The 24,430-nt window shown below is 45.8% G+C and carries 16 protein-coding genes and 2 pseudogenes; 8 read left to right on the top strand and 10 right to left on the bottom strand.

Features of this window, described 5'->3' with window-relative positions; translation table 11 throughout:
- Positions 1–283 precede the first annotated feature (283 nt).
- The 3 genes and pseudogenes from H6F63_RS29370 to H6F63_RS12180 all read right to left on the bottom strand — a co-directional run bounded on the left by H6F63_RS29370 (position 284) and on the right by H6F63_RS12180 (position 4,551).
- On the bottom strand, positions 284–442 hold the full coding sequence (locus tag H6F63_RS29370; protein WP_199297980.1) for a hypothetical protein: 159 nt from the start codon (positions 440–442) through the stop codon (positions 284–286).
- Positions 439–754, bottom strand: a pseudogene (locus tag H6F63_RS12175) (hypothetical protein). The gene H6F63_RS29370 and the pseudogene H6F63_RS12175 overlap by 4 nt, the downstream one beginning before the upstream one ends.
- A gap of 56 nt (positions 755–810) precedes the next feature.
- Positions 811–4,551 carry a hydantoinase B/oxoprolinase family protein gene (locus H6F63_RS12180; protein ID WP_190637676.1) on the bottom strand — a complete coding sequence of 1,247 codons (3,741 nt, stop codon included), beginning with the start codon at positions 4,549–4,551 and terminating at the stop codon, positions 811–813.
- A 162-nt stretch (positions 4,552–4,713) separates the two neighbouring features.
- Between H6F63_RS12180 and H6F63_RS12185 the strand changes: the two are divergent.
- From H6F63_RS12185 to H6F63_RS12195, 3 genes and pseudogenes are all read left to right on the top strand, one after another.
- Positions 4,714–4,938 (top strand): annotated as a pseudogene (locus tag H6F63_RS12185) (sodium-independent anion transporter); the annotation flags it as partial.
- 443 nt (positions 4,939–5,381) lie between these two features.
- Positions 5,382–6,311: a ribonuclease D gene (locus H6F63_RS12190; RefSeq protein ID WP_190637677.1), complete on the top strand. Its 930-nt coding sequence runs from the start codon at positions 5,382–5,384 to the stop codon at positions 6,309–6,311.
- A gap of 239 nt (positions 6,312–6,550) precedes the next feature.
- Complete coding sequence (locus tag H6F63_RS12195) at positions 6,551–8,542, top strand: alpha-amylase family glycosyl hydrolase (RefSeq protein ID WP_190637679.1); 1,992 nt, start codon at positions 6,551–6,553, stop codon at positions 8,540–8,542.
- A gap of 79 nt (positions 8,543–8,621) precedes the next feature.
- Here H6F63_RS12195 and H6F63_RS12200 read toward each other — a convergent pair whose 3' ends face one another.
- From H6F63_RS12200 to H6F63_RS12215, 4 genes are all read right to left on the bottom strand, one after another.
- Entirely contained in the window at positions 8,622–9,461 is an 840-nt protein-coding gene (locus tag H6F63_RS12200) for a M20/M25/M40 family metallo-hydrolase (protein WP_190637681.1), read from the bottom strand.
- Positions 9,462–9,519: 58 nt separating this feature from the next.
- Positions 9,520–10,353 carry a DUF4351 domain-containing protein gene (locus H6F63_RS12205; protein ID WP_190637682.1) on the bottom strand — a complete coding sequence of 278 codons (834 nt, stop codon included), beginning with the start codon at positions 10,351–10,353 and terminating at the stop codon, positions 9,520–9,522.
- A 189-nt stretch (positions 10,354–10,542) separates the two neighbouring features.
- The gene (locus H6F63_RS12210; RefSeq protein ID WP_190637684.1) at positions 10,543–10,884 is read right to left on the bottom strand and encodes a DUF952 domain-containing protein; all 342 of its coding nucleotides are present in this window, start codon (positions 10,882–10,884) and stop codon (positions 10,543–10,545) included.
- A gap of 146 nt (positions 10,885–11,030) precedes the next feature.
- Positions 11,031–11,918, bottom strand: a complete 888-nt coding sequence (locus H6F63_RS12215; RefSeq protein ID WP_190637833.1) for a PhzF family phenazine biosynthesis protein — start codon at positions 11,916–11,918, stop codon at positions 11,031–11,033.
- Positions 11,919–12,087: 169 nt separating this feature from the next.
- On the opposite strand from H6F63_RS12215, the gene H6F63_RS29985 reads away from it, so the two are divergent.
- Positions 12,088–13,383, top strand: coding sequence for a septal ring lytic transglycosylase RlpA family protein (locus tag H6F63_RS29985; protein ID WP_190637686.1), 1,296 nt, complete (start codon positions 12,088–12,090; stop codon positions 13,381–13,383).
- 118 nt (positions 13,384–13,501) lie between these two features.
- On the opposite strand, the gene trpE is transcribed toward H6F63_RS29985, so the two are convergent.
- From trpE to H6F63_RS12235, 3 genes are all read right to left on the bottom strand, one after another.
- A complete protein-coding gene (gene trpE / locus H6F63_RS12225) occupies positions 13,502–15,043 on the bottom strand; it encodes an anthranilate synthase component I (protein ID WP_190637688.1) in 1,542 nt (513 codons plus the stop codon).
- Positions 15,044–15,404: 361 nt separating this feature from the next.
- Positions 15,405–15,839 (bottom strand): photosystem I reaction center subunit II PsaD, encoded by a 435-nt coding sequence (locus H6F63_RS12230; protein WP_190637690.1) that lies wholly within the window; start codon positions 15,837–15,839, stop codon positions 15,405–15,407.
- 143 nt (positions 15,840–15,982) lie between these two features.
- The gene (locus H6F63_RS12235) at positions 15,983–18,049 is read right to left on the bottom strand and encodes a DICT sensory domain-containing protein (RefSeq protein WP_190637692.1); all 2,067 of its coding nucleotides are present in this window, start codon (positions 18,047–18,049) and stop codon (positions 15,983–15,985) included.
- A 412-nt stretch (positions 18,050–18,461) separates the two neighbouring features.
- Between H6F63_RS12235 and H6F63_RS12240 the strand changes: the two genes are divergently transcribed.
- The 4 genes from H6F63_RS12240 to H6F63_RS12255 all read left to right on the top strand — a co-directional run bounded on the left by H6F63_RS12240 (position 18,462) and on the right by H6F63_RS12255 (position 24,429).
- Positions 18,462–19,997 (top strand): ferredoxin--nitrite reductase, encoded by a 1,536-nt coding sequence (locus tag H6F63_RS12240; protein ID WP_190637694.1) that lies wholly within the window; start codon positions 18,462–18,464, stop codon positions 19,995–19,997.
- Between the two features lie 29 nt (positions 19,998–20,026).
- A complete protein-coding gene (locus H6F63_RS12245; RefSeq protein ID WP_190637696.1) occupies positions 20,027–21,376 on the top strand; it encodes a CmpA/NrtA family ABC transporter substrate-binding protein in 1,350 nt (449 codons plus the stop codon).
- Between the two features lie 88 nt (positions 21,377–21,464).
- On the top strand, positions 21,465–22,307 hold the full coding sequence (gene ntrB / locus H6F63_RS12250) for a nitrate ABC transporter permease (protein ID WP_190441874.1): 843 nt from the start codon (positions 21,465–21,467) through the stop codon (positions 22,305–22,307).
- 121 nt (positions 22,308–22,428) lie between these two features.
- A complete protein-coding gene (locus tag H6F63_RS12255) occupies positions 22,429–24,429 on the top strand; it encodes a nitrate ABC transporter ATP-binding protein (RefSeq protein WP_190637697.1) in 2,001 nt (666 codons plus the stop codon).
- The last annotated feature ends 1 nt before the right edge of the window (position 24,430 follow it).

Below are 24,430 nucleotides of genomic sequence, written 5' to 3' on the forward strand. Positions count from 1 at the left end.
TCTCGGATATGTCCATTATCCTCTTCCTTTAATGCTTTTTGTAGTTTCTCTACTTGCTCTTGATTGAGATAATTTTTCGCTGGCATCTTTCACTTGTTAGACTAAATTTACTTCCGGATTATACTTTATTTAAATGCTGAACAGCTTAGAGGTTCACCAATTCCTGCCCCTGCCAAAACTGGGATAATGTACTCAACTTCATCTATTACAACTCTTCCCTCATATATATCAAAAACTCCTCTCCTCGTGCCAGTTGCATAGCTCGTTCACTTTCAACCTTAAACTATCCTAGACTTTGGACATCTTGAGTATCAAGTGCTAACCAGCCCGTTGTAAATCCTATATCCAATAACACTTCAATGGGTAATCTTTCTCCATCATCTGCAATTAAATCAATTTCAAAAATTAGTTCGCCAATCTCACTGAAATTGCCTGGAATCATATCTTGCCACAAGTTCCGGTTTCACTAAGGCGCATGATTCCAATCATGCCAGTAGGGTATTTATGACGAGCTTTTTGAACAGCTATTTCTTCATCGATATCAACGAAATAATCGCCACTGTTCGGCTCAATAACAATGAACCAGTTGTAATGTTCGTTGATCAATTGAGGACTGACTTGTGCAAAAATCTCTCGATAACGCTGAGAAGAGCGTTTTTTCAGCTTCGTGTTTGGCCAATTCTTCTGGCGGTATTGTGTATTTTGGGAATAATCTGTCTCTACCACGAGAACGAGTTGGTTTTGTTTGAGTCATAGCTTAGCTTCCTTATTAAAAGATAAGTGTGGTTTTTGTTATTTACTAATTATACGTTACATATTCTTGGCAATTCCATAACCTCCTCCTCCGGGGGTTTCAATTACAAATACGTCCCCAGCTTGCATTTCCACAACAGATGTACTTCCTAACTTTTCTACAGTTCCATCACCGCGTTCAACGCTATTTTTGCCTACTTCTCCCGCTTCACCACCGTGCAAGCCAAAGGGTGAAATAAGGCGATGATTTGAGAGAATTCCTGCTGTCATTGGTTCGAGAAAACGCAGACGACGAATAACACCATTACCACCGCGATGATGTCCATTACCACCACTATCAGAACGAATAGTAAAACTTTCTAGGAGAACGGGAAAGCGCCATTCTAAAACTTCTGGATCGGTGAGGCGGGAATTTGTCATGTGAGTTTGTACAGCATCAGTACCATTGAAATCTGCGCCAGCACCAGAACCGCCGCAGATTGTTTCATAATATTGATAGCGATCGCTTCCAAAGGTGAAGTTATTCATCGTCCCTTGGGAAGCTGCCAGCACGCCCAGCGCACCGTACAGCGCATCGGTTATAGATTGCGACGTTTCCACATTCCCGGCAACTACAGCAGCAGGATAACGCGGATTCAGCATACAACCTTCGGGAATGATGATTTCTAAAGGTTTGAGACAACCAGCATTTAGAGGAATATCGTCATTTACCAAAGTACGGAAAACGTATAAAACTGCTGCTTTGCACACTGCTGCTGGAGCATTAAAATTGGTATTTTGCTGTTGAGAAGTGCCAGTAAAATCAATCTTAGCGCTGCGAGTATATTTGTCGATGGTAATGGCAACTTGAATCGCACTACCATTATCCAGAGGATAGGTAAAACTGCCATCATTTAGAACCTCAATAACACGACGCACTGATTCTTCAGCATTATCTTGCACAAAGCCCATGTAAGCTTGTACAGTTTCTAAGCTGTAGTGTTCTACCATTTTTTGCAGTTCCTGCACGCCGCGTTTATTTGCCGCAATTTGTGCTTGCAAATCTGCAATATTCTGAGTTATATTCCTTGCTGGATAAGACGTTTGCGAAAGCGCTTCGATTAGTTCTTTTTCCCGAAATATTTCTTCAGCAACTAGCTGGAAGTTATCTAGTAAAATTCCTTCTTCTTCTACACTTGTACTGTTGGGAGGCATGGAACCGGGAGTGATACCGCCGATGTCTGCATGGTGTCCCCGCGAGGCGACGTAGAAGAGGGGGAGAGTGGCATCAGCAAAAACTGGTGTAATAACTGTTACATCCGGCAGATGAGTACCGCCGTTGTAGGGATTGTTGGATGCAAACACATCGCCGGGTTTGAGAGTGATGCCACGCGCTGCAATAAGGCTTGTAACACTTTCACTCATTGAACCCAGATGCACGGGAATATGTGGGGCGTTGGCGACTAGCTGCCCGTATTGGTCAAAAATAGCACAAGAAAAATCTAAGCGTTCCTTGATGTTAACTGAGGAACTCGTGTTTTGTAGAGTGATGCCCATTTGTTCAGCGATCGCGCGAAACAAATTATTGAAAATCTCCAGCATCACCGGATCTTGCGATTTTAGATTTTGGATCTTCGATTTTGGATTGATATCGGCACAACGCTGCAAAATGAGATGATTGCGATCGCTTAATTCTACTTGCCAACCAGGTTCAATCACATTCGTCCCCGTTGCTTCCATAATGATCGCAGGGCCAGAAATACAGTCTCCCGGTTGTAAATCTTCTCGCTGATACACCGGAGTCGAGTGCCACGCATCAGCAGCATATATTTGCACAGTATCAAGCGGCACAGGTGCATCCTCTGAAGTACGCGAAATAACGGACTCCTCCAGAACTTGACTCTTACCCACTACCTCAACTGAAACCGACTGAACAATCAACGCCTTCTCTGGGACAACAAAACCATAACGCTGACGGTGCGCCCTCTCAAACTGCCCCCGCATGGCCCCAACATCCCCAAAATCGACCACCAGAGACGAATCACTTCCCTCATACCGCAAATGCACCCTCCAAAAAACCTCCTCCTTCTCTTCCTCAGCGTCCTCAGCGCCTCTGCGGTTCGTTTCCTCCCTCCCCTGCGCCTCCAACTGAGTTAAAACCTGACTTAACGCCAACTCCTCACTCAGTTTCGCCTCCACCGCCCGTTCCCGAATAGTTCGCACATCAGCCAAACCGATACCATAAGCAGACAAAACCCCAGCATAAGGATGAATAAACACCTGCTTCATCCCCAACGCATCAGCAATCAAACAAGCGTGTTGCCCACCAGCACCGCCAAAACAACACAAAGTATATTCCGACACATCGTAACCACGTTGAAGAGAGATTTTTTTAATCGCAGTTGCCATCTTTTCGACTGCGATCGCTAAAAATCCAGCCGCAACCGCCTCCGGTGTCCGGTTGTCCCCAATAGACACCGCTAGTTGAGTAAACTTTTGCCGCACCACTTCTGCATCCAGTGGCAAATCCCCATTTGGCCCAAACAACTTCGGGAACAATGCAGATTGCAACTTACCCACCATCACATTGCAATCCGTCACCGTTAACGGGCCACTTTTGCAATAACACGCAGGGCCAGGATTCGCGCCAGCTGACTCTGGCCCCACCCGATATCGCGATCCATCGAATTGCAGAATCGAACCACCACCAGCAGCAACCGTGTGAATTGCCATCATCGGCGTTCGCAGACGCACACCAGCAACTTCCGTCTCAAAGGTGCGTTCATATTCGCCTGCGTAGTGGGCGACATCGGTGGAAGTACCACCCATGTCAAAGCTGATAATTTTGTTAAATCCCGCCATCCGGCTTGTTTGCACCGCCCCAACAATTCCCCCAGCAGGGCCAGAGAGAATGCTATCTTTACCTTGAAAAGCTTTAGCCTCCGCAAGCCCGCCGTTGGATTGCATAAATTGTAAGGACGGGGAAAGCCGACTACTGTTTGGATTGGGCAAACCTAACCCCTCTCCCCCTTCCCTACTAGGAAAGGAGGAGTGGCCCCTCTCCTCATAGGAGGGTTGGGGAGAGGTTAACCCAGATATATTGTTTCCGCCCGTACTACCCAACTGACTTGCAACTCGATCCACATATCGCCGCAGAATGGGCGACAAATAAGCATCAACAACAGTGGTATCGCCGCGACTCACCAACTTCATCAACGGGCTGACTTCGTGAGATACCGAGACTTGAGTAAACCCAATTTTTCGCGCCAATGCTGCAACTTGTTTCTCGTGTTCCGGGTAGCGATAACCGTGCATGAATGCGATCGCGCAAGACCGAATGCCGTCATCGTATGCTTGTTGAAGAGACGTTGCATACGTCTCTACCAGCGGAATTAGCTCTTCCCCTTGGGCGCTGTAGCGTTCCTCCACCTCGATCGTTCGCTCATACAACATCTCTGGCAGTACAATGTCACGGGCGAAAATATCGGGACGGTTTTGATAACCAATGCGGAGGGCATCGCCAAAACCTTTGGTGATAATTAGGAGAGTGCGATCGCCTTTGCGTTCCAGCAGCGCATTCGTTGCCACCGTCGTTCCCATCTTCACCACCGCAATCTGTTGGGAGGGAATCGGTGCATCAGCAGCAATACCCAAAATATCCCTAATTCCCTGCACAGGCGCATCAGCGTAGCGTTCCGGATTCTCCGACAGCAGCTTATGAATTACCAACTGCCCATCGGGACGACGCGCCACAATATCAGTAAACGTACCACCCCGATCGATCCAGAATTGCCAGCGGTTATCAAAGGTGGTATTCATCGCTATTGCTCCTCAAAATAAAAGGATTTCTATAGCAATCCTAAGCGATTTGTAAAATGCTGCTCAGAGGTCATTGATCAAGAAAATTTTATCGTCCCAACCCTCCATCAATGGCGAGGCTTTTAATAGTATCCAGTTCCGCCTTGTTAAACAGGGAACAGGATGGATATTCTGGACTGGAGTTTCCTGAAACGCTCACATCAGGTTTCCGTCAAGGGTTCACTGATCATGTACGGCGTGTTACTTCTAACTGTGTTTGTTGACTTGATTGTGGCAGTCGGCGTTGCCATGTTCATTGCCAATATCTTGACAATCGAACGTTTGTCGAGTGTGCAATCTCAAGATGTGAAGACGATTACCGATGCAGACGATGCGATTTTGCTTCATCCCACGAGATCATCTGGTGCGGAATCGTGTTGACGCATTACGCCAAGCGGTGGCGTTAGTAAATGGACAACCAGCGATGGCGAGAAATACAGCCCAGGGTGACATTGGTGATATTGGATACCAGCCTGCATAAAGCGGAATCCGCCTGTTAAACTGAAGTTTGCTTTTAAAAAATCGCCCTACCTCATAGACGCTGTGAGGTAGGGCGATTTTTTAGGGCGGAGTTAGTGGGTTTATTAAGCTGAATGCGCTTTAAATTCAGCCTCTTTCTGGCGCTAAGGTTAAATTGCTGGCTGTTCTAACACTAAATTAGGAGTAGAACAGCCAAACTGCGATTAAGATACATATATTTCCCGATTGAATAAATAAGCAATCTGCGTCATTAGACTAGGATTTTGCTTTCATTGGTTTAATCTGACATTTAATATCCACTCCTTCCGGCAATGCCATATATCACCAACCCTAACGATATCAGTTCACAGATTGCAGCATATACTCAGGCGAAAACTCTCTGGGTTGATACAGAAGTTGCTGACTACAAGACCAAAAAACCGAGATTATCTCTGATTCAGGTATTAGATGAATCCACAGATTTGAGTGGCGATCGCGTCTTTATCTTAGATATCTTAGAATACCCGGATATTGCCGATATATTTATAGAAAAAATCATGTTAAATCCGGCGATTGAAAAGGTGTTTCACAATTCCAGCTTTGACCTAAAGTTTTTGGGTAAAACTAAAGCTAAAAATGTAATCTGCACTTTAGAAATAGCCAAAACAATTCCCTACTATCTGCTACCAGCCCCGAATCTGCAACTGAAAACCTTGGCAGAAAACCTATGTTATTTTCCTAATGTGGACAAAACCCAAAGCCAAAGCGATTGGGGACAGCGACCTTTGACAAAAAGCCAGTTACACTATGCAAAAATGGATCCAGTTTATCTGGCTCACGTACATCATCGGCTGTTGCAATTAACTCAGCTAATTAATCCAAATCCATCAGATGAAGATTTAACAGCACTCGGTCAACGCTATCGAGAAATTGAGCATGATTGGAAATCGCTGGATACAGAAATTAACCATATTAAAGACCGAATTAAAGCAGCAATGCAGGCACAGAATTTAGCAGAAAGCGATTATTTTAAACTCTCCAGCTATGAGAAAACTACTAAAAAAGTATCTTTTGACGAGTTGGCAAAATTTGCACAACAGCGAGGTATCAACTTAGATTTTCCGATAACGCTGACGCAAAATTTACAAAAACAATTAGGCTTAACAGATGGATTGCCGATACAAGAGGAGAAAAGCATTACCTCACGGCTGAATTTCAGAGAAAAAGAACAAGATGAGGCGGATGATGATATTTTGTTTTAGGAGTCGTTTTGCTTGCAATAGCCATAAATAGTAGCTTGGGTTAAGCGATCGCGCAACCCAACTCACACCTTAATGAAACTTACGCGAGGTTCCTCCAATCACTCTACAGAGATTATGGGTTGAAGATCGGGCTTGATATGATGGGTAACACCCACCATACTAACTTTTATCCGGAATAGCATAATACTCTCTTGTAAGCAACCTCCGTAACTCACCAAATTCTTAAAGAGGTGTATATTATGCTTCCAGATTTATTGAACCGCAAACAGACTCACTTTGTATTGTTGCGACCAGGAAAAATTGACCCACCACCAACGCTTTACATCGGCAATTTTCAAAAAAATAGTTCAGATGAATTTGCAAATTTTCAAGAATTCGACCTCATTCAATCGAAAGAATTTCCCGAAGTGTGGGAAATACCAGCCGCAGATTGCAATTTAAAAAAAGGACAAGTGTACTTTTACTGGTTCAAAGTACGCGATACCGATGCTTATCATGGTAAAAATGAAATTTATTATTGCACCGATCCCACAGCTTACACAGTTGATCGGCGTTTTATTGCTCCGAAGGGATTATCAGGAGAAGGTAGTAAAGACCCAGCCAGTGTAATACTTTATCAGGATGGAATGCTGATTCCGTGCGATCCAGAGGGGCAAACTGCGAATTGGCAAGGAGATACTACAGAAAAGCTGCAACCGAATAATCGGCTAGTTATTTACGAGTTGCCCACACGCTGGACTAAAATTAATTCGGATGGGGAAATTCCCGAAGGAAATGGCACTTTTCGCGATGTACTGGCGCTAGTAGAAAAACAAGCGATCGCGCCTAGTTTTCTTGGAGTTGAAGAACTTCAGCAAGGTCATGCCCATTTAGTTGAATTGGGTGTCAATGCTTTAGAACTTTTGCCACCGCAAGATAGCGATGATAAAACAAATTGGGGCTATGGTACAGCTAACTATTTCACCGCAGATTTTGATTTAGGTCGCCCGGATAGTCAGAATGCACCCACCGCTTCTATCGATTTAGCGGATTTAATCAGAGTTTGTCATCAGTATGGAGTGCGGTTTTTCCTTGATGTTGTGATGGCTTTTTCGCGCAACAATCCTTACCACAACGTCAATTTTCTGGATTTTTACATCAAGTTTGGTAGCGGCGATCCCGAACAAGGAAACCGGGATGGATTTGGCGGGGATTTGTTTAAATACAATTATTGGGTAGAAGGTTATCACCCACTTACAGGCAAATTTTCCCGATTTGTTCCGGCGCGTGAATACATGAAAGCCCACATTGCCCACTGGATAGATTATTACCGTGTGGATGGTTTACGGCTGGATAGTGTTAATAATGTTGCCAATTATGACTTTTTACAAGAATTCAAAGACTATGCGCGATCGCTTTGGCAAGAACGAGGCGGAAAGGGCGATAAATTTACTGTAATTGGTGAAGAACTAAGCGTACCTCTGGATTTAGTTTATCAAAATCGTCTCGATGGGCTGTGGAACGAAAAGTTTAAGCAGATTATCCGCCGGGTAATTTTAGGAAATAGTGCTTTTGATGAACCCAGCTTTGAATGGAGTGTCCGGAAACTCATTGATTGTAGAAACTTAGGTTTTACAGATGGTTCGCAAGCTGTTAACTATCTAACTTCTCATGATGTGGGAGGATTTGGAAACGAGCGAATTTACAGCTACTTGACTAACAATGGAGTTTTTGACACAGAAAATCGTATTAAATTAGCTTTTGTTTGTCTTCTCACTGCTGTAGGAATTCCGATGATTTTAGCAGGAGATGAATTTGCCGATCAAAATGACTTGTCTACTTCAGATGACCATAAAAAACAAGTTGATCCAGTTAACTACAGCCGCATGGATGATGATTGGCGAAAGCGTATTTTCGGCTACGTTTCCAGATTAGTAAAGTTCCGCACTACTTCTGACGCATTAGCAATAAACGACACTAACTTTATTCATGTCGATTTCAATGAAGGTAAGCGCGTTATTGTTTGGCAGCGAGGTAAAGACGATAACGTAGTAGTCGTGGTAGCGAATTTTTCTGAATATGGCACGCCCGATCCTAATAATCCTAACGCTAAGTATGTTGTACCAAATTGGCCGGCAACACCCCCTGGCAAGCAGTGGAAAGAAATAACGCAAGAACGCATGGTTTCCGGAGAATGGGCTGGGAAAGAGCCAATTTTCCCGTGGGAAGCTAAAGTTTACGCGCTAGTTTAATAAAACGCAAAGGGACGCAAAGTAGAATTTTTCTGTGCGTCCCTTTGCGATTACCTTTGCGTTAAAAATTATTCCCCCTTTACAGACGGCGAATACCCTCGCTTAAACCGCGACAAACTCCGGTGAGGAAGTCTAAATCGAGGGTGTCGATGCGATCGCTTGTCTGATGGTAGTGCGGATTTCGCATAAAAGCCGTATCCGTCACCATCATCGCCCGATAACCATTGTCCCAAAAAGGAGCATGATCACTTAGTCGCGTCTGACGGACAATTAAACCTCTATTCGGAACAGGCAACCACTCAGCTGGCGTGCCAACTTTACGAATGTTACTGCTAAGACGAATCAAGTCAGGAATTGCCGTTAAATTGCCAATTAAAGCAATGAAATCACCCCGATTCGGGTAAAAGCGTTCTAAACCAGCCGGATAGCGTTGCGAACCAGGCGTAGAATCGCAATATCCCAGCATTTCTAAAGACAGCATCAATCGTATTGGTTGCCCTTGTTTCTTCAAATCAGCGGCATATTGCTGACTACCCAATAAGCCGTATTCTTCCATATCAAATGCCACAAATTGCATTGGATATTTTATTGGTTCTGCCGCGAAAATTCTCGCCAATTCCAACAGTGCGGCGACACCAGTAGCATTATCATCTGCACCAGGAGTTCCAGGTACAGCATCATAATGAGCGCCGATTAAAATCGGTGGTTTTTGATTCTTGGCACTAGCTGGTAAGTTCAGGATTAAATTTTGATGGGTTTTACCCCTTATCTGGAATTCATAAGTTTCTACTGTTCCCCACTGTGCCAAATGTTCGCGGATGTATTGCTGGACATAAAAATGTCCTGAACTTGCCAGATAAGGATCGCGATCGCGTACTATCTGCTTAAGATGTGTATGTAGCTGCTCTTTTAAATCCAATTTCCTATCCCTCCTGATTTTCCCACTAAGTGACAAAAATAGTCTCCCCTGTGAGTGCTTATGAGGAATGAACCTCTAGCCAATTAATTAAATCGGTTACATTGGAAAATTCTAAAAATGCTTCTGCCAAATCTTCCAATTGGGAGATAGATAGAGTACGAATCTGTTCTTGCAATTGAGGGGTAATAGTACCAAACCGACGAGTAAGCTGACGCAGTAGCAACGCCACCTCTCCCTCTTGGATTCCCTCTTGGCGTCCCTCTTGGTGGATATATTGATAGAACGTAGATTCTCGCATAATGTCCTCCCTCAATAATTGACGAATTAAATTATCGTTAAACCGCAAGCCCGCGAGAACCCCAGCACAAGCTGACAGATTCGCTCGTTCTTCGCGTGACTCAATCCTAGCGACTTGTGCGGCGACTTGCTCTAGTAAAGTGTTAGGTGAGTCACTTTGAGCTAAAGTGGCGAAAGGTAAAAGCGCAGGGTTTGCCAGGAGTGGCGCGGGGTCTTGCTCCCACAGACGAATTACTCGGTAGCGATGTCTGGTATTGACAGCTTCAAACTGCTCGGTAAAAGCAACTTCTGAGGTAGTACGCTTTAAAAATAGGACAACCTGCTCAATGTGACAACCGTACTGGCGATGAAGTCTCATCCAGTAGTCAAGCATCCGCAGTGGTAATGGCGGATTAGATACTGGTAGGGTTTGAAATTCTACGTGCAGGATTTGGTTGCTGGTTTGCAGAAATGTTAGAGAATCAGCGCGAATTGGTTCTAGACTCAGTTCAGTTTTAAGTACCTGGATATCGTCCGTGTCAACTGAGAGTAACCAACGGGCAAATTGGCGCGGATACTGTTGGGCAAGATATTTACAAGCGTTGTCGTAGTTCAAGAAAGACTCGGTGTAGATAGAAGATTCAAAATATTATTCTCTCACCGAGAGTAACTGATGAAAGTACACAATATAAAGTAGTAGGAGTAGCGTAGGTTGGTTGGGACTGAGGATGGGAAACCCAACTATGCCAGTCAAATTCATGTTGGGTTTCTTTCGGACTTAAGACAACCTACAAACTTATTAATCCTACTCAATTTCTGCTGGCAATGTAAACAAGCCATCTTCGCCAGGCTCAAAATCCAAGACTCGCACCACAGCACTGATATTCAAAGCACCGTAAATGTGAGGAAACTGCTCTCCTGCATCTAATCCTTCATATCGGATTTCTGGCTCTACCTTTTCAGATTCAATACACAGGATAACCAAACCAGTCTGGTAGCGAAAAAAGTTATTAGCTACTTTAATAACTTGCTGTGGTGTTGAGCAATGAATAAAACCCTCAGAGTATAAAGTATCGCCGCGATATATTTTTGTTGACTGTGCTTCTTTCCATTGTTCGCGCTTCGTGATATGCAATATGATATTCATACAAATCTCAAATTTTAGGTACGTAGTTATCAGGAGTCTCGGCCTCCCTATTCATTCCCAAGCCGCAGCCTAGGAACGATATTTTGAAAGCTTGGGTAGGTAGGCTTTGTTTATTTAGCTAGGATTCCCCTTTGTCGGGGCTATTATTAAACAAATTCTCCTTTCGCTACCATAATCACCTTTCCCCCTACAAATACGTCAATTGAATCAGCATTCTTTTCAGCTTTTAACAACAGCAAGGAAGGTCTGCCAATTTCATATCCCTGTTCCACTCGGATATTAATCGGTTTTTCTCCAAAATAGGAATGCTGCGCCAAATATCCAGCCAAACAACCATTCGCACTTCCTGTGGCTGGATCTTCTGGAACCCCAAGATAATCAGCGAATACGCGCACGCTTAGGTCATTCTCTGCATAGTAGGTTTCCGGACAAAAAACCAGTATGGATTTTGCCTGAGTGGTATCTACAAGCTCAAAGTATTTATCTTTGTTGATTTTGATCCGCTTTAGGGAGGAGTGAGTTTTCAATGGAACGATGATAAACGGAACTCCAGTGGAAACTTCTTGAATTGGAAATCGGTTATCTATCTCGCTTGAGTCGAGATTTAAAACTTTTGCAAGTGTATCTATTTCCAAGTTTTGGTTAAAAGCAGGCGCTTTTTGCTGCATCCATAACCATTCAACTGCTTGCTCAGCATAATGCAGGGTTACAGGGATTTGTCCAACTTTCAAGTTTAGATTCAGGGATTCAACTGGTTTATTAATAATTTTCTGCTGCAAGATATAGGCAGTACCTAGTGTAGGATGACCTGCGAAAGGTAGTTCTTGCTCCGGCGTAAAGATTCGGACGTCATAACCACCTTCGCGAATATTTGGAGATATCACAAAGGTGGTTTCTGAATAATTCATTTCTTTAGCGATTCGTTGCATTTCACCATCAGAAAGTTCACCGATATTGGTAAAAACTGCTAACTGGTTTCCGGTGTATTTTTCTAGAGCAAATACATCCACAATGTAGAAGGTGAGGTTGTCCATATTTGGTAAAAATTGTTGCGTTGTTGCGATCGCTATTACGTTACCCAGAGGCTGGGATCGCGCTAGACTGTACAATTAAGGACTGAGCAGATATACTCTTATTGGAGTTATGTATACTGGGTAACGATTAGCTACCCAGAGTGCATTGTAACCAAATATTTAATTGCTCATGCCATTCTTCGGACTTTTTTGGGTGACATCCTGGTTCAGCTACTTTTTATCGTCTAACCAGGCGTTGTTGAGGGTACCAGATTATTTGTCGGCTGCTCTTCCGTCCAAGGTTTTGTCGGCTGTGGGTAATCCCCTGGAAACTTATAATCCCGTAGTTTTTCCGGCACAATTCAACTTAGGGGGCTTGCATTCTCAGAAATTTAGTGCAGTTTTGCCTACCTTGGGTTTTCAGGCTGGATCGGGAATAGGAGAGCCTCTACCAAACAAAGACAAAGTAAAATCGGCTCTTCAATCTATCCGCTGGATAGATGCGTTAGACAATGATCTCTGTGTTCCAGCGTCAGAGCAAAGCAATGAATCTGCGCCTTTTACACCAACAATCATTTCCAAATCTGCCTCATGGATTGAAGTACCAGGCAGTAGAGTATCAAAGATTAGTTTTTCTCAAAGAATAATGCAGGTCGTGCAGAATTTGTTAAACTGGCCTGCTCGTTTTGAGCCTAATGAAAAACCAAAGCCTGCGCCTGTTGCCGTGGTTCGGACTCGCTACAAAAGTGAAGCCGGGGAGAATTTAAACAGCTCTAAACTCAGTCAGCGGCGAGGATTTTGGCCGTCATTGGCGAAGGGAAAAAAGAATTCTTCTGGCAAAAAAGCCACAGAACACGAGCAGTTTCAAGTTTGGGTGAAGGGAAATTTGATTGCCGAAATTCCCGACAAAGTTGAAGCTGAAGCTTTTGCCAAGCGTGTAGCGAAACTTCTGCAAAACCCCAATTTGGATGGTTCACAAGTACAACCAATGCTGTTTTATGGGATGCCTGGGGGGAGGTTAGGCAATAACCAGTTGTTTGCCATTGATGAAGCGATCGCATCCAATCTCGGTCGCAATGGAGAAATATTGGCAATCGAATGGGTGAATAATCTCCGCGTCGCTTTGGGCGCTGCACCTTTAACCTTGGTGAAAGCACAGGCGCAACTTCACGGATTAGTCTCCACAGATGACAAATTTGAAGGTTTTGCCTCCTGGTATGGAGACTATTTCCACGGGCGCTTAACAGCAAACGGCGAGAAGTATAACCAGTACGCATTAACGGCAGCGCATCCCTCTCTACCGTTTAATACCTTTCTCAAGGTGACAAATACGAAAAATGGGGATGCTACCATCGTCCGAATCAACGATCGCGGCCCCTACATTGCCCCCAGGACGCTTGATTTATCGCGGACTGCGGCACGCTGTCTTAAAAGTGAAAAAGCTGGTGTCGTGCCGTATGAAGCGGTGGTTATGAAGCAACTGTAGCCTAAGCCAAATCCAGTTGATTACCAGCCATGAAGAGTCACCCCAACCCCTCCCCGGTTATTCTCTCTAGGGGTTGGGGGTAGGGTTCTTTGATTATGGACAGACGGATTTGGCATTATTAGCCAGTAGCAACGGACTGACTAATAGCTAAACAGCGAATCGCCTCTAAAAGCCCTCTGGCTTTATTGAGAGTTTCTTCATATTCTTTTTCCGGGTCAGAATCCGCCACCAAACCAGCACCAGCTTGAACTGAAACGGTATGTTTACCGCCATCTTGGGGACGCACAACCATCGTGCGGATAGCGATCGCAGTATTCAATTGTCCTTCAAAGTCATACCAGCCATAAGCCCCAGAATATGGCCCGCGCCGACAAGGTTCTAATTCGTTAATAATCTCCATCGCCCGAATCTTGGGCGCGCCGCTGACTGTCCCAGCGGGGAAGCAAGCCTTAAGTAAATCCCAAGCAGTTTTATCGGGGGCCAGGAGTCCCACAACGTTGCTGACAATGTGCATCACATGAGAGTAACGCTCAATTACCATCAGTTGATCGACTCTCACTGTACCACTGGTGCAAACGCGCCCCATGTCATTGCGTCCCAAGTCAACTAGCATGACGTGTTCGGCAATTTCCTTGGGGTCTTGAAGTAAGTTTTCGGCAAGGCTGTCATCCTCCTTTGGTGTTTTACCTCGCGGGCGGGTTCCAGCAATTGGTCTGACGGTAGCGATCGCTTTCCCTTCTGGAGAAAGATCCGCTTTCACCATCACCTCTGGAGAAGAACCAATAATTTGCCAGTCGCCAAAGTTGAAATAAGCCATGTAAGGCGACGGGTTAATTAAGCGCAGAGAACGATATAAGGCGAAGGGGTCGCCGCTATACTCAGCCGAGAGTCGCTGGGAAAGTACAACTTGGAAAATATCCCCAGCGCGAATGTAATCTTTTGCCTTTTGGACGTTGGCGCAGTATTGTTCGCGGGAAGTGTTGCTGGTATATTCACTCCCCTCTCCGGTTGGGGGAGTCCATTCCAAAACTGTGTCTTTCCCGGATAAGGGTAGCTGGAGTTTGCTTACCAGTTGCTTAACGCGATCGCCGGCTAACTTGTACGCAGTAGCCAAATCCACATCAGGATCGCGCAAATCTGCATAAGCGATCGCCCAAATTTTCCGCTTTACCTGATCGAAAATAATCAGATTGTCCACCTGCATCCACAACCCATCCGGCAAATCATCTTCAGTAGCTGGATAAATCGGTACGCGAGGTTCAATCCAGTTAATTAATTCATATCCCCAGAAGCCAAACAATCCCCCAATTCCCGGCGGTAATTGAGGTAACTTCACTGGGTGAAAGGGTTTTAGGCAATATGCCAATGCCTTAAACGGGTCGCCTTCAAATGCGATCGCATTCCCGTCCCGATGAATTTGCCTAGTCTTCTCTCCCCTCGCCTCCAACACCCACAACGGATCGCATCCCAAAAAACTGTAGCGTCCGATATTCTCCCCACCTTCCACTGATTCCAGCAAAAAGCTATAAGGCTGTCCCGCGCAGACTTTGTACCAAGCAGACACAGGGGTTTCTAAATCCGCTACCCATTCCTGGTAGACAGGTACAAAGTTGCCTTCTTTAGCTAAATCGGAAAATTGAGTAAAGTCAGGAAAAATCATAAATTTATCGGGTATTGTTCCTCAAGTGTAAAAAACACAATAAGCCTTTCAAACAAATAGGGTGGGCATTAAAAAGGAAAAAGCAATAGGAAAAAGGGAAAAATGAATAATTTTGCCTTTTTACCTTTGCCGTTTGCCTTTTTCTTGCCCACCCTACTATTTCTGGACTTACGCAGTGAATTAGTGAATCCCTAATTCTGTTGTAGGGGCATGGCATTGCCATGCTCCTACAGCGTGTTGACGTGCGTAAGCCCTACTATTTTTTATTTATTTTTTAGGGCAATTGGAGCTATGTGCCTAAAGTTATGCACAACGGCGTACCGCGCCACAAAACTATCGACATTTACCCCAAAAACGGACGCTACACCTCGAAAGTTTTACGACCGCTAAACTTGACTTTTGGAGGTTCTACATTCTCTCCTAGCCGGCGTTCTTGCTTACCTACATAGGGACGACCGGGGTTCACCTTCTCAGGGAACACGCCATCCTTCGGATGCAGATACTCCATTTCACCGTTAGGGAAGACACGGTAAATCTTGTAGTTGTTTATTTTGAACTTGGCGCGTAGTTGCTGTCCGCCCAACATAATGCAATATTCTTTGCGGGCGAGGAACAGCAAGTTTTCGCCTTGCCGCATGATGGCAGAACCACCAGTCGGCATTTCAAACACTTGCTCTTTGGGGCTTGTCCAGGTGATAGCGTACTTTTCTTCGGTTTGGGCTTTTGTTAGCAAGCCTCCGGTACTGCCACCAAATATCGGGGTTTGTCCAGTTAGAGTCTCTACCGTTTCTGGCATAGATTTTTCTCCCAACGTTTTAGGGCATCCTATCACCCAGCAAACGTCTCTATTGCCACTCTGTCAAGAACTGTAACAGTTCGTCATTAGTCCAGGGGTTGGAAGGTTGCAGGTTGCAAGTGTAAATTCCAACCTTCCAACGGTTACTGACTACTAACCATTGACTGCTTTGCCACGATGGGAACGGTGAAGTGAAACTTACTGCCTTTGTCCTTACCAGCAGATTCAGCCCAAATTTCACCACCCCAACCGCTGACAATCTGGCGACAAATTGCCAGTCCCAAACCAGTACCGGTAGTAGTTCGCCGCAAAGCGCCTTCTTCCTGATAGAACCGATCAAAAACAGCCTCAAGTCGATTGGGTTCAATACCGCGTCCCGTATCAGCAACAGTGACTTCCAGCATAGAGCCACCGTTACTGCGAGCCTTAATGGTAATTTTTCCTTTAGACGTGGTAAATTTACAAGCGTTATCTAGCAGCTTGGCAAGAACCTCAACCAGCCACTCGCCATCAGCTCTTACCAAAGGCAGGGAATCGGGGACTTTTGTGAGAATATCTGGCAATTGACCATCAGAACGACGGGCGCGGATACTGCTGAGGGCGAGGTCAATGCACTCTTGCAACTCCAGCGATTCTGGATGCCATTGTACGCGACCGCTTTCTAACCGCGAAAGGGTGAGGAAATCCTGCACGAGTTTACGCATCCGTTCCGCGTCGGAGAGAGCAGTGTTAAGCATCACCTGGCGCATTTCTGGAGACATATCCGGTTCGGTTGCCAGACTTTCCAAACAGACTTGGATGGTAGACAGAGGGGTGCGTAGTTCGTGACCAGTAATGGCGACCAAATTGCTGCGGGTGCGGTCGAGAGCTTCTAGCTGCTGGTTGAGGTCTTCCAGGTTAGCGTAGGCCTCAGCTTGAATTAAAGCACCGCCAATTTGAGCAGCGATCGCTTCCACCAATTCCAGTTCATCTTCCTCACACTCATACGGTGTCCCGCCGCAATAATGCAACTCCACCATCCCCAGCAACCGATCCTGATACAGCACTGGTACCATTAGCCACGAAGAAATAGAAAAATTGCTCACAATAGCTTGCAGCTGGCTATTAGAGCCTGATTTCAACCCATCCCCGACAATCCGAGAATCTGTATGAGTATCAGTTACATACACTTGTTCTCGCTTCTGTACAACTTCCTGAAACAGAGGATTATTCTCCAAAGGCCAAGTCTGACCTAGCGTAGAGACAAGTCGAGAATCCCCGCTACCACTCACACCCAAAAATTCATGATTAATTGTCGTAGCTGTATCCGTTGAGACACGATATATTAGACACCGACAAGCAGACAAAGCCTGACCCAATTCCTGCACCGCTACTTCTAGAATTTCATCCGGATGTAGCGGCTGTCCTGTATTGCTACCCCTGCGAATGGCAGCGGTAATCGAGTTTACTAAACGCTCTTTGCGTTCCTGAGCAGAAATAGAACGATAAGCTTTTAGCAGTTTATACTGCCCAGCTTGTAAGTAAGTCAGCAGGCACTCAACAAACGGATCGGGGTTGGTGGCTGTTGCATTTTGAGTTAATATCTCTCCAACCTCTACAACTTGTGCCACCGAAGCAATACCGTAAGCGTTTTGCGCTTGAGCGATTTTCTCTTCCAACTCCGGGCGATACTGTAAAATCCGATTCAGTAATAATCCAGCAACAGTACAGCTTACTTGCCGATCAAAAGTCCAAATTCCCTCAAATCGCCGGGCTGTGTCCATCTCCAAAGGAGCCGACAGGCGGGACTTTTCTCCTCTTGCTTCTTCCTTCTTGACTTTCGTTTCTTCAGCTGTTCTTTCCCGACAAACTAGGCAGGTGGCATAGTGCTGTCCTATCACCACTAAGTGCCATTCTTTACTCAAGCCGTCCTCAGGCTCAAAAGCCACAGTTTCGTAATAGCCCGATCCGTTGGTAAAGGATGCTTCCGGTGCCGCCATCACATATACCTGATCCGTTCGTTCGGCAATCCGTCGATACCGATGAGCCTCCTGACGATAGAAACGCTCTCGCTGGAAGCTGGCAATCACCAGATGCTTGTCTGAAGATGCCAGAATTTGGTCTTCCATAGCATGAGAGAGTGCCGTTAAGGAAGACTTGAAATACATTTGGGTTCGCAGCTGAGGCAGGGCCCAGAGCAGCTCTGTCAGCACAGAAGTCGGTATGATCATTAATTTTGCCGAGTTTTGTACCCGTTCTAATGCTTATCGTACAAAACAGCGCTGCATTCTAACTTTTAAATAGGGTTTCTGTATTTATTTGCTACACATTAGGTAGTAAAAAGAAAGTTATTATTTATCAGTTATTAATTAAAAAATCTTATATCTTCTCTTTCCTCACTCTCCATCCCCTAATTCCTAGTCTTTATAACCATAATCAGCCCTATTTATCAATCTTTCTTAAGTAGGAGCTGATGTCAAATTAGCATAACAATTATGCAGAAACTTCATTTACATTAATATTTTGTAACTTTGTATACGAATTTCCTCACTCAGTCCGCATAACTTATCATCAACGAGCGATTGACGAAACACCTGAAATCGGTTTGGGGGCAGTTGAGCGCTAAGTAATGAGGACACACCCATGACAAGCACAGCCACGCCAACAGCAAGTCTGAACAAGTTTGAAAAATTTAAAGCCGAAAAAGATGGTCTGGCAGTAAAGTCAGAACTGGAACACTTCGCCCGCATTGGCTGGGAGGCGATGGACGAAACAGACCGTGACCACCGTCTGAAGTGGGTGGGTGTGTTCTTTCGACCAGTCACTCCCGGAAAGTTTATGATGCGGCTGCGGATGCCAAGCGGCATTCTCACAGCTAGTCAAATGCGGGTGTTAGCTGAAGTCGTGCAACAGTATGGCGAAGATGGCAATGCTGATATTACCACTCGGCAAAACATCCAACTGCGGGGAATCCGGATTGAGGATCTGCCAGAGATTTTCAATCGGTTTAACCAAGTTGGTTTAACTAGCGTCCAGTCTGGGATGGACAACGTTCGCAACATCACTGGTTCGCCAGTAGCGGGAATTGATGCGGATGAATTGTTCGATACCAGAGAACTTGTGCAGCAAGTTCAGGACATGATTACCAGTAAGGGGGAAGGCAACAAAGCCTTCTCGAATCTGCCAAGAAAATTTAATATAGCGATCGCAGGTTGTCGCGACAACTCGGTTCACGCGGAAATCAACGACCTCGCCTTTGTCCCCGCATTCAAAAACGGCACCTTCGGGTTTAACATCCTCGTCGGTGGCTTCTTCTCCGCAAAACGCTGCGATGCAGCAATTCCCCTAAATGCCTGGGTTCCTCCCGAAGATGTTGTGGATGTATCCAGAGCAGTTCTCGAAGTTTTTCGCGACCAAGGCCCCAGATCCAATCGGCAAAAAGCCCGGTTGATGTGGCTTATCGATGAACTTGGACTCGAAAATTTCCGGGCATTAGTAGAAAAATATCTCGGTAAACCACTGCAACCAGCAGTCGAAAAAGACGAAATCGACTGGGAAAAACGCGACCACCTCGGCGTATATCCTCAAAAGCAACCCGGCTTAAACTACGTCGGTTTGCACGTTCCCGTCGGGCGTTTGTTTGCCCAAGATATGTTTGACCTCGCCCGAATAGCCGAAGTCTACGGCAGCAGCGAAATTCGCCTCACCGTTGAACAAAACGTCATCATCCCCAACATCCCAAGCTCAAGGATGGAGGCATTCCTAGCCGAACCCCTCTTAGAAAAATTCTCTACCAGTCCCCAACCTTTGACAAAAGCGCTTGTTTCATGCACAGGGTCACAGTTCTGCAACTTTGCCCTGATTGAAACCAAAAACCGTGCCGTGGCAATGATTCAGGAGCTAGAAGCAGAACTTTCTCTAACCCAACCCGTGCGAATTCACTGGACAGGTTGCCCCAACTCCTGCGCTCAGCCGCAAGTCGCTGACATCGGTTTAATGGGGACAAAGGTACGCAAAAACGGCAAAACCGTTGAAGGTGTCGATCTTTACATGGGCGGCAAAGTGGGTAAAGAAGCCGAACTCGGCACCTGCGTCCAGAAAAGCATTCCCTGCGAAGACCTCAAACCAGTATTGCGCGATTTACTCATCCAGCAATTCAAAGCCGAAATCAAAAATTAGTCAGCAATTAGCAACAACCAACAAACAAAATGACTAGACTTTCCAGAAGGCAATTCATCATCACCGCAGGAGCAGCTACAGCTGCATCTTTACTCACTCATGGCTGTAGCTCTGGCCCTACCAACACCTCCACAAACGCCAATAGCTCCACAGGTGGTTCAGGTTCCTCACCCGCCACCACCCTAGCTGCTAACGCACCAAAAGTAGAAACACCCAACGCCAAGTTAGGATTTATCGCTCTTACCGACTCCGCACCCCTGATTATTGCTAAAGAAAAGGGTTTATTCGATAAGTACGGCATGACAGGTGTCGAAATCCTCAAGCAAGCTTCTTGGCCCGTAACTCGCGACAACTTGGAAATAGGCTCTCAAGGTGGTGGTATTGATGGGGCGCATATCTTAAGCCCCATGCCTTACTTCATGACCTTGGGTCAGACCAAGAACAAGCAACCCGTACCGATGTACATTTTGGCGCGGTTGAATACCAACGGTCAGGCGATTTCCATTGCCAATACTTACAAAGAGGCAAAAGTTGGTTTAGAAAGCAAGGGGCTGAAAGAAGCCTTTGCTAAAGCCAAAGCAGGTGGTAAAAATGACCTCAAAGCTGCGATTACGTTTCCTGGCGGCACCCACGACCTATGGATGCGCTACTGGTTAGCTGCTGGCGGTATTGATCCTAACCAGGATATTTCCGTTGTTCCTATCCCACCGCCACAGATGGTGGCAAATATGAAAACGGGCAACATGGAAACCTTCTGCGTAGGCGAACCTTGGAACGCCCAGCTGGTTAACCAAGGACAGGGTTACACCGCATTGCTGACAGGTGAACTGTGGAAAGACCACCCAGAGAAAGCTTTTGCCATGCGACAAGATTGGGTGGATAAAAATCCCAACTCTGCCAAAGCGTTACTTATGGCGGTACAAGAAGCCCAGCAATGGTGCGACAAAGCAGAAAACAAAGAGGAGATGTGCCAAATTGTCTCCCAGGCGAAGTGGTTCAAGGTGCCAGCTAAAGATATTATCGAGCGTTCTAAAGGCAATATTGACTACGGCGATGGTCGTCCAGCGGTTACGGGTAGCCCTCTACAGATGAAGTTCTGGGCAGATAATGCTTCGTATCCTTACAAGAGTCACGACACCTGGTTCTTAACTGAAAACATTCGCTGGGGCAATATTCCCGCTGACACAAATCTTAAGGAACTCGTGGACAAAGTAAACCGCGAAGATTTGTGGAAAGAAGCGGCTAAAGCGATTGGTGTTCCCAGTGCAGAAATTCCTACTAGCACTTCTCGTGGTATTGAAACGTTCTTCGATGGTGTCAAGTTTGACCCCGAAAAGCCAGAAGAATACTTGAAGAGTCTCAAGATTAAAAAGGCATAAATGGCTGATTGAAGGATAGCTAATTGCTAATTGCTTTTAAACAATTAGCAATTAGCTGATGACTAATAACCAACAATTAGGAAGAAGAATGACTGCTAAAGCTGACCGCCGCCTGCAAACTAACAATCCTCAACAGTTAGTGACAAGCTTTTTTCAGAAGCAAGCTAAATATATTGTGCCGCCCCTGGTTGCTTTAGCCTTGTTTCTGCTAGTATGGCAACTCCTCTGCCCTCCCGGTTCTAAAGGTTTGCCAGGGCCAATACAAGTGATTGGTGATACTTGGAACCCTTACATTATTAATCCGTTTTTTGATAACGGAGGTACAGATAAAGGTTTGGCATTGCAAATTTTAGCTAGCTTAGGAAGGGTAGCAATTGGCTTTTCTTTATCTGCGATAGTTGGCATAACTGTAGGTATTGTAGTTGGGGCTAATGATTTTGCTTATCGGGCTGTAGACCCAATTTTCCAAGTGTTACGTACTATTCCCCCGTTGGCGTGGTTGCCTATATCTCTGGCAGCACTACAACAAAGCAACCCTTCAGCTATCTTCGTGATTTTTATTACCTCAGTATGGCCTATTATTATTAACACAACTGTAGGCGTACAGCAGCTACCCCAAGACTATAGAAATGTCGCCAGAGTATTGCGGCTATCTAAACAAAAGTATTTCTTGAAAATTCTACTTCCCGCAGCAGTTCCTTACATTTTTACGGGATTAAGAATTGGAATTGGTTTGTCTTGGTTGGCGATTGTTGCGGCTGAAATGTTGGTAGGCGGTGTGGGTATCGGCTTCTTTATCTGGGATGCCTACAACAATTCTTTGATGAGTCAAATTATCATCGCGCTTGTGTATGTCGGTATTGTTGGTCTGCTGCTAGATAGAATGGTGGCTTTTATCGCTTCAATGGTAGTTCCAGAAGAACAAAAATAGGGGTTGGGGACTGGGGACTGGGGAATAGGGACTAGGTAAGAATTATCCCCAATCTCCAATCCCCAATCTCCAATCCCCAATCTCCAACCCCCAATCCCCAATCCCCCAATCCCCAATTCCTATGTCTTTTGTAGAAATCGACCACGTAGACAGAATTTACCCACTTGCCAACGGTGGCACTTATGTAGCACTTAGGAATGTTGATTTAAAAATTAAACAGGGTGAATTTATATCTTTAATTGGACACTCTGGCTGTGGCAAATCCACCTTATTAAATATGGTGGCTGGTTTAGATAAACCAACCAGAGGAGGTGTGATTTTAGAGGGGAAACAAATCACTTCGCCGGGGCCAGACCGGATGGTGGTGTTCCAAAATTATTCGTTGCTACCTTGGCTTTCTGTTCGGGAAAATATCTCTCTGGCGGTAGATGAAGTATTTCACGATAAGCCGAGAGGGGAGCGTAAAGGCATTGTAGAGCATCACATTGATATGGTGGGGCTGCGGCAAGCGGCTGATAAACGACCGGGGCAGCTGTCGGGAGGGATGAAGCAGCGGGTCGCGATCGCCCGCGCCCTCGCCCTGCGTCCGAAAGTGTTGTTGTTAGATGAACCTTTCGGGGCGCTGGATGCACTGACACGCGGCGGTTTGCAAGAAAAATTGATGCAAATTTGCGAGGAAAGCCACGTTACCTCAATTATGGTGACGCACGACGTGGACGAGGCGCTGTTGCTATCAGACCGAATCGTGATGCTGACCAATGGCCCGGAAGCGCATATCGGGCAAATTCTGGATGTGTCGATTCCCCGCCCCCGCAGGCGCATGGACGTGGTGAATCATCCCAGCTACTACGTGTTGCGGAACGAGATGATTTACTTCCTCAACCAGCAGAAAAAAGCCAAGAAGCGCCAGATACAGGCACCTATGGCAATCTCCCGCAACGGGTTGGAGAAAGTAAATCTGGAAATTGGCTTTATTCCTTTAACTGACTGCGCCCCCTTGGTGGTGGCGAAGGAAAAAGGATTTTTTGCCAAACACGGGTTAGAGGAAGTCACCTTAAACCGCGAACCCAGCTGGAAAGCGATCGCAGAAGGTGTGGGGACGGGGCGGCTGGATGCTGCCCAAATGGTCGCCGGAATGCCGATGTCAATGACTTTGGGTGGTGGGGGAAAGCCGCCAGTAACAATTTGTACAGCATTGACTTTATCCCGCAACGGCAACGCAATTACTTTAAGTAAAGAATTATACAATCAAGGCGTTCGTACTCTGGCAGACTTAAAAGGAGCGATCGCCCAAAATCCTGACAAAGTTTACAATTTCGGGGTAGTGCATCCAGCTTCAATGCACAATCTGATGTTGCGTTCTTGGCTGGCTTCCGCTGGAATAGATCCAGATCGAGATGTCAACCTCACAGTGGTTCCGCCCCCGCAAATGGTAGCCAACCTAAAAGCTGGAAATATTGATGGTTACTGCGTCGGCGAACCCTGGAACTCTCGCGCCGTTCAGGAAGGCTTAGGGTTTGTCGTCACTACAGATATGCAACTGTGGGCTGGACATCCGGAGAAGGTATTGGGATGCAAGGAAGAATGGGCAAATAAATACCCCCAAACCCACGTAGCCTTAATTAAAGCGCTGCTGGAAGCTTGTGAATACTGCGATGACCACCGGCATCGGGAAGAAATTCTGGAATTACTTTGTCAGCCTCATTATGTAGGTGCTGCCGCAGAACATATTCGTCCCGGCTTTATCGACCCCTACGATCGCGGGACAGGCGAAGAACCTGAGATGATGTTGCGTTACAACCAATTCTTTGTTGACAAGGCAAACTTCCCAGAACGGGAGGAAGGACTATGGGTGATGACTCAGCTGGCACGATGGGGGATTATTCCGTTCCCGAAAAACTGGTTAGACGTTACAGAACGGGTGCGGCGCGTGGACGTTTATGGACAAGCGGCACGGGAATTAGGGCTGACGGATATTGGACGCGATCGCGAACCGATCAAAATGTTCGACGGAACGACATTCAACCCCGACGACCCCCTGCAATACCTCAACAGCGTCAAAATTAAACGCCCAACCACCATCGAAGAAATCAACATCGACCAATTAGTTATTAGTAAATAGC

Source organism: Trichocoleus sp. FACHB-40, from assembly GCF_014695915.1.
In the GTDB taxonomy this organism is placed as follows: domain Bacteria; phylum Cyanobacteriota; class Cyanobacteriia; order Cyanobacteriales; family FACHB-T130; genus Funiculus; species Funiculus sociatus.

Bases quoted from the DNA above. Each gene is read 5' to 3' on its own strand.
- H6F63_RS12255 (WP_190637697.1), top strand. From the start codon at position 22,429: ATGTCTTTTGTAGAAATCGACCACGTAGACAGAATTTACCCACTTGCC.
- H6F63_RS12245 (WP_190637696.1), top strand. From the start codon at position 20,027: ATGACTAGACTTTCCAGAAGGCAATTCATCATCACCGCAGGAGCAGCT.
- ntrB (WP_190441874.1), top strand. From the start codon at position 21,465: ATGACTGCTAAAGCTGACCGCCGCCTGCAAACTAACAATCCTCAACAG.
- trpE (WP_190637688.1), bottom strand. From the start codon at position 15,043: ATGATTTTTCCTGACTTTACTCAATTTTCCGATTTAGCTAAAGAAGGC.
- H6F63_RS12210 (WP_190637684.1), bottom strand. From the start codon at position 10,884: ATGAATATCATATTGCATATCACGAAGCGCGAACAATGGAAAGAAGCA.
- H6F63_RS12230 (WP_190637690.1), bottom strand. From the start codon at position 15,839: ATGCCAGAAACGGTAGAGACTCTAACTGGACAAACCCCGATATTTGGT.
- H6F63_RS12195 (WP_190637679.1), top strand. From the start codon at position 6,551: ATGCTTCCAGATTTATTGAACCGCAAACAGACTCACTTTGTATTGTTG.
- H6F63_RS12235 (WP_190637692.1), bottom strand. From the start codon at position 18,049: ATGATCATACCGACTTCTGTGCTGACAGAGCTGCTCTGGGCCCTGCCT.
- H6F63_RS29370 (WP_199297980.1), bottom strand. From the start codon at position 442: ATGATTCCAGGCAATTTCAGTGAGATTGGCGAACTAATTTTTGAAATT.
- H6F63_RS29985 (WP_190637686.1), top strand. From the start codon at position 12,088: ATGCCATTCTTCGGACTTTTTTGGGTGACATCCTGGTTCAGCTACTTT.
- H6F63_RS12180 (WP_190637676.1), bottom strand. From the start codon at position 4,551: ATGAATACCACCTTTGATAACCGCTGGCAATTCTGGATCGATCGGGGT.
- H6F63_RS12190 (WP_190637677.1), top strand. From the start codon at position 5,382: ATGCCATATATCACCAACCCTAACGATATCAGTTCACAGATTGCAGCA.
- H6F63_RS12240 (WP_190637694.1), top strand. From the start codon at position 18,462: ATGACAAGCACAGCCACGCCAACAGCAAGTCTGAACAAGTTTGAAAAA.
- H6F63_RS12215 (WP_190637833.1), bottom strand. From the start codon at position 11,918: ATGGACAACCTCACCTTCTACATTGTGGATGTATTTGCTCTAGAAAAA.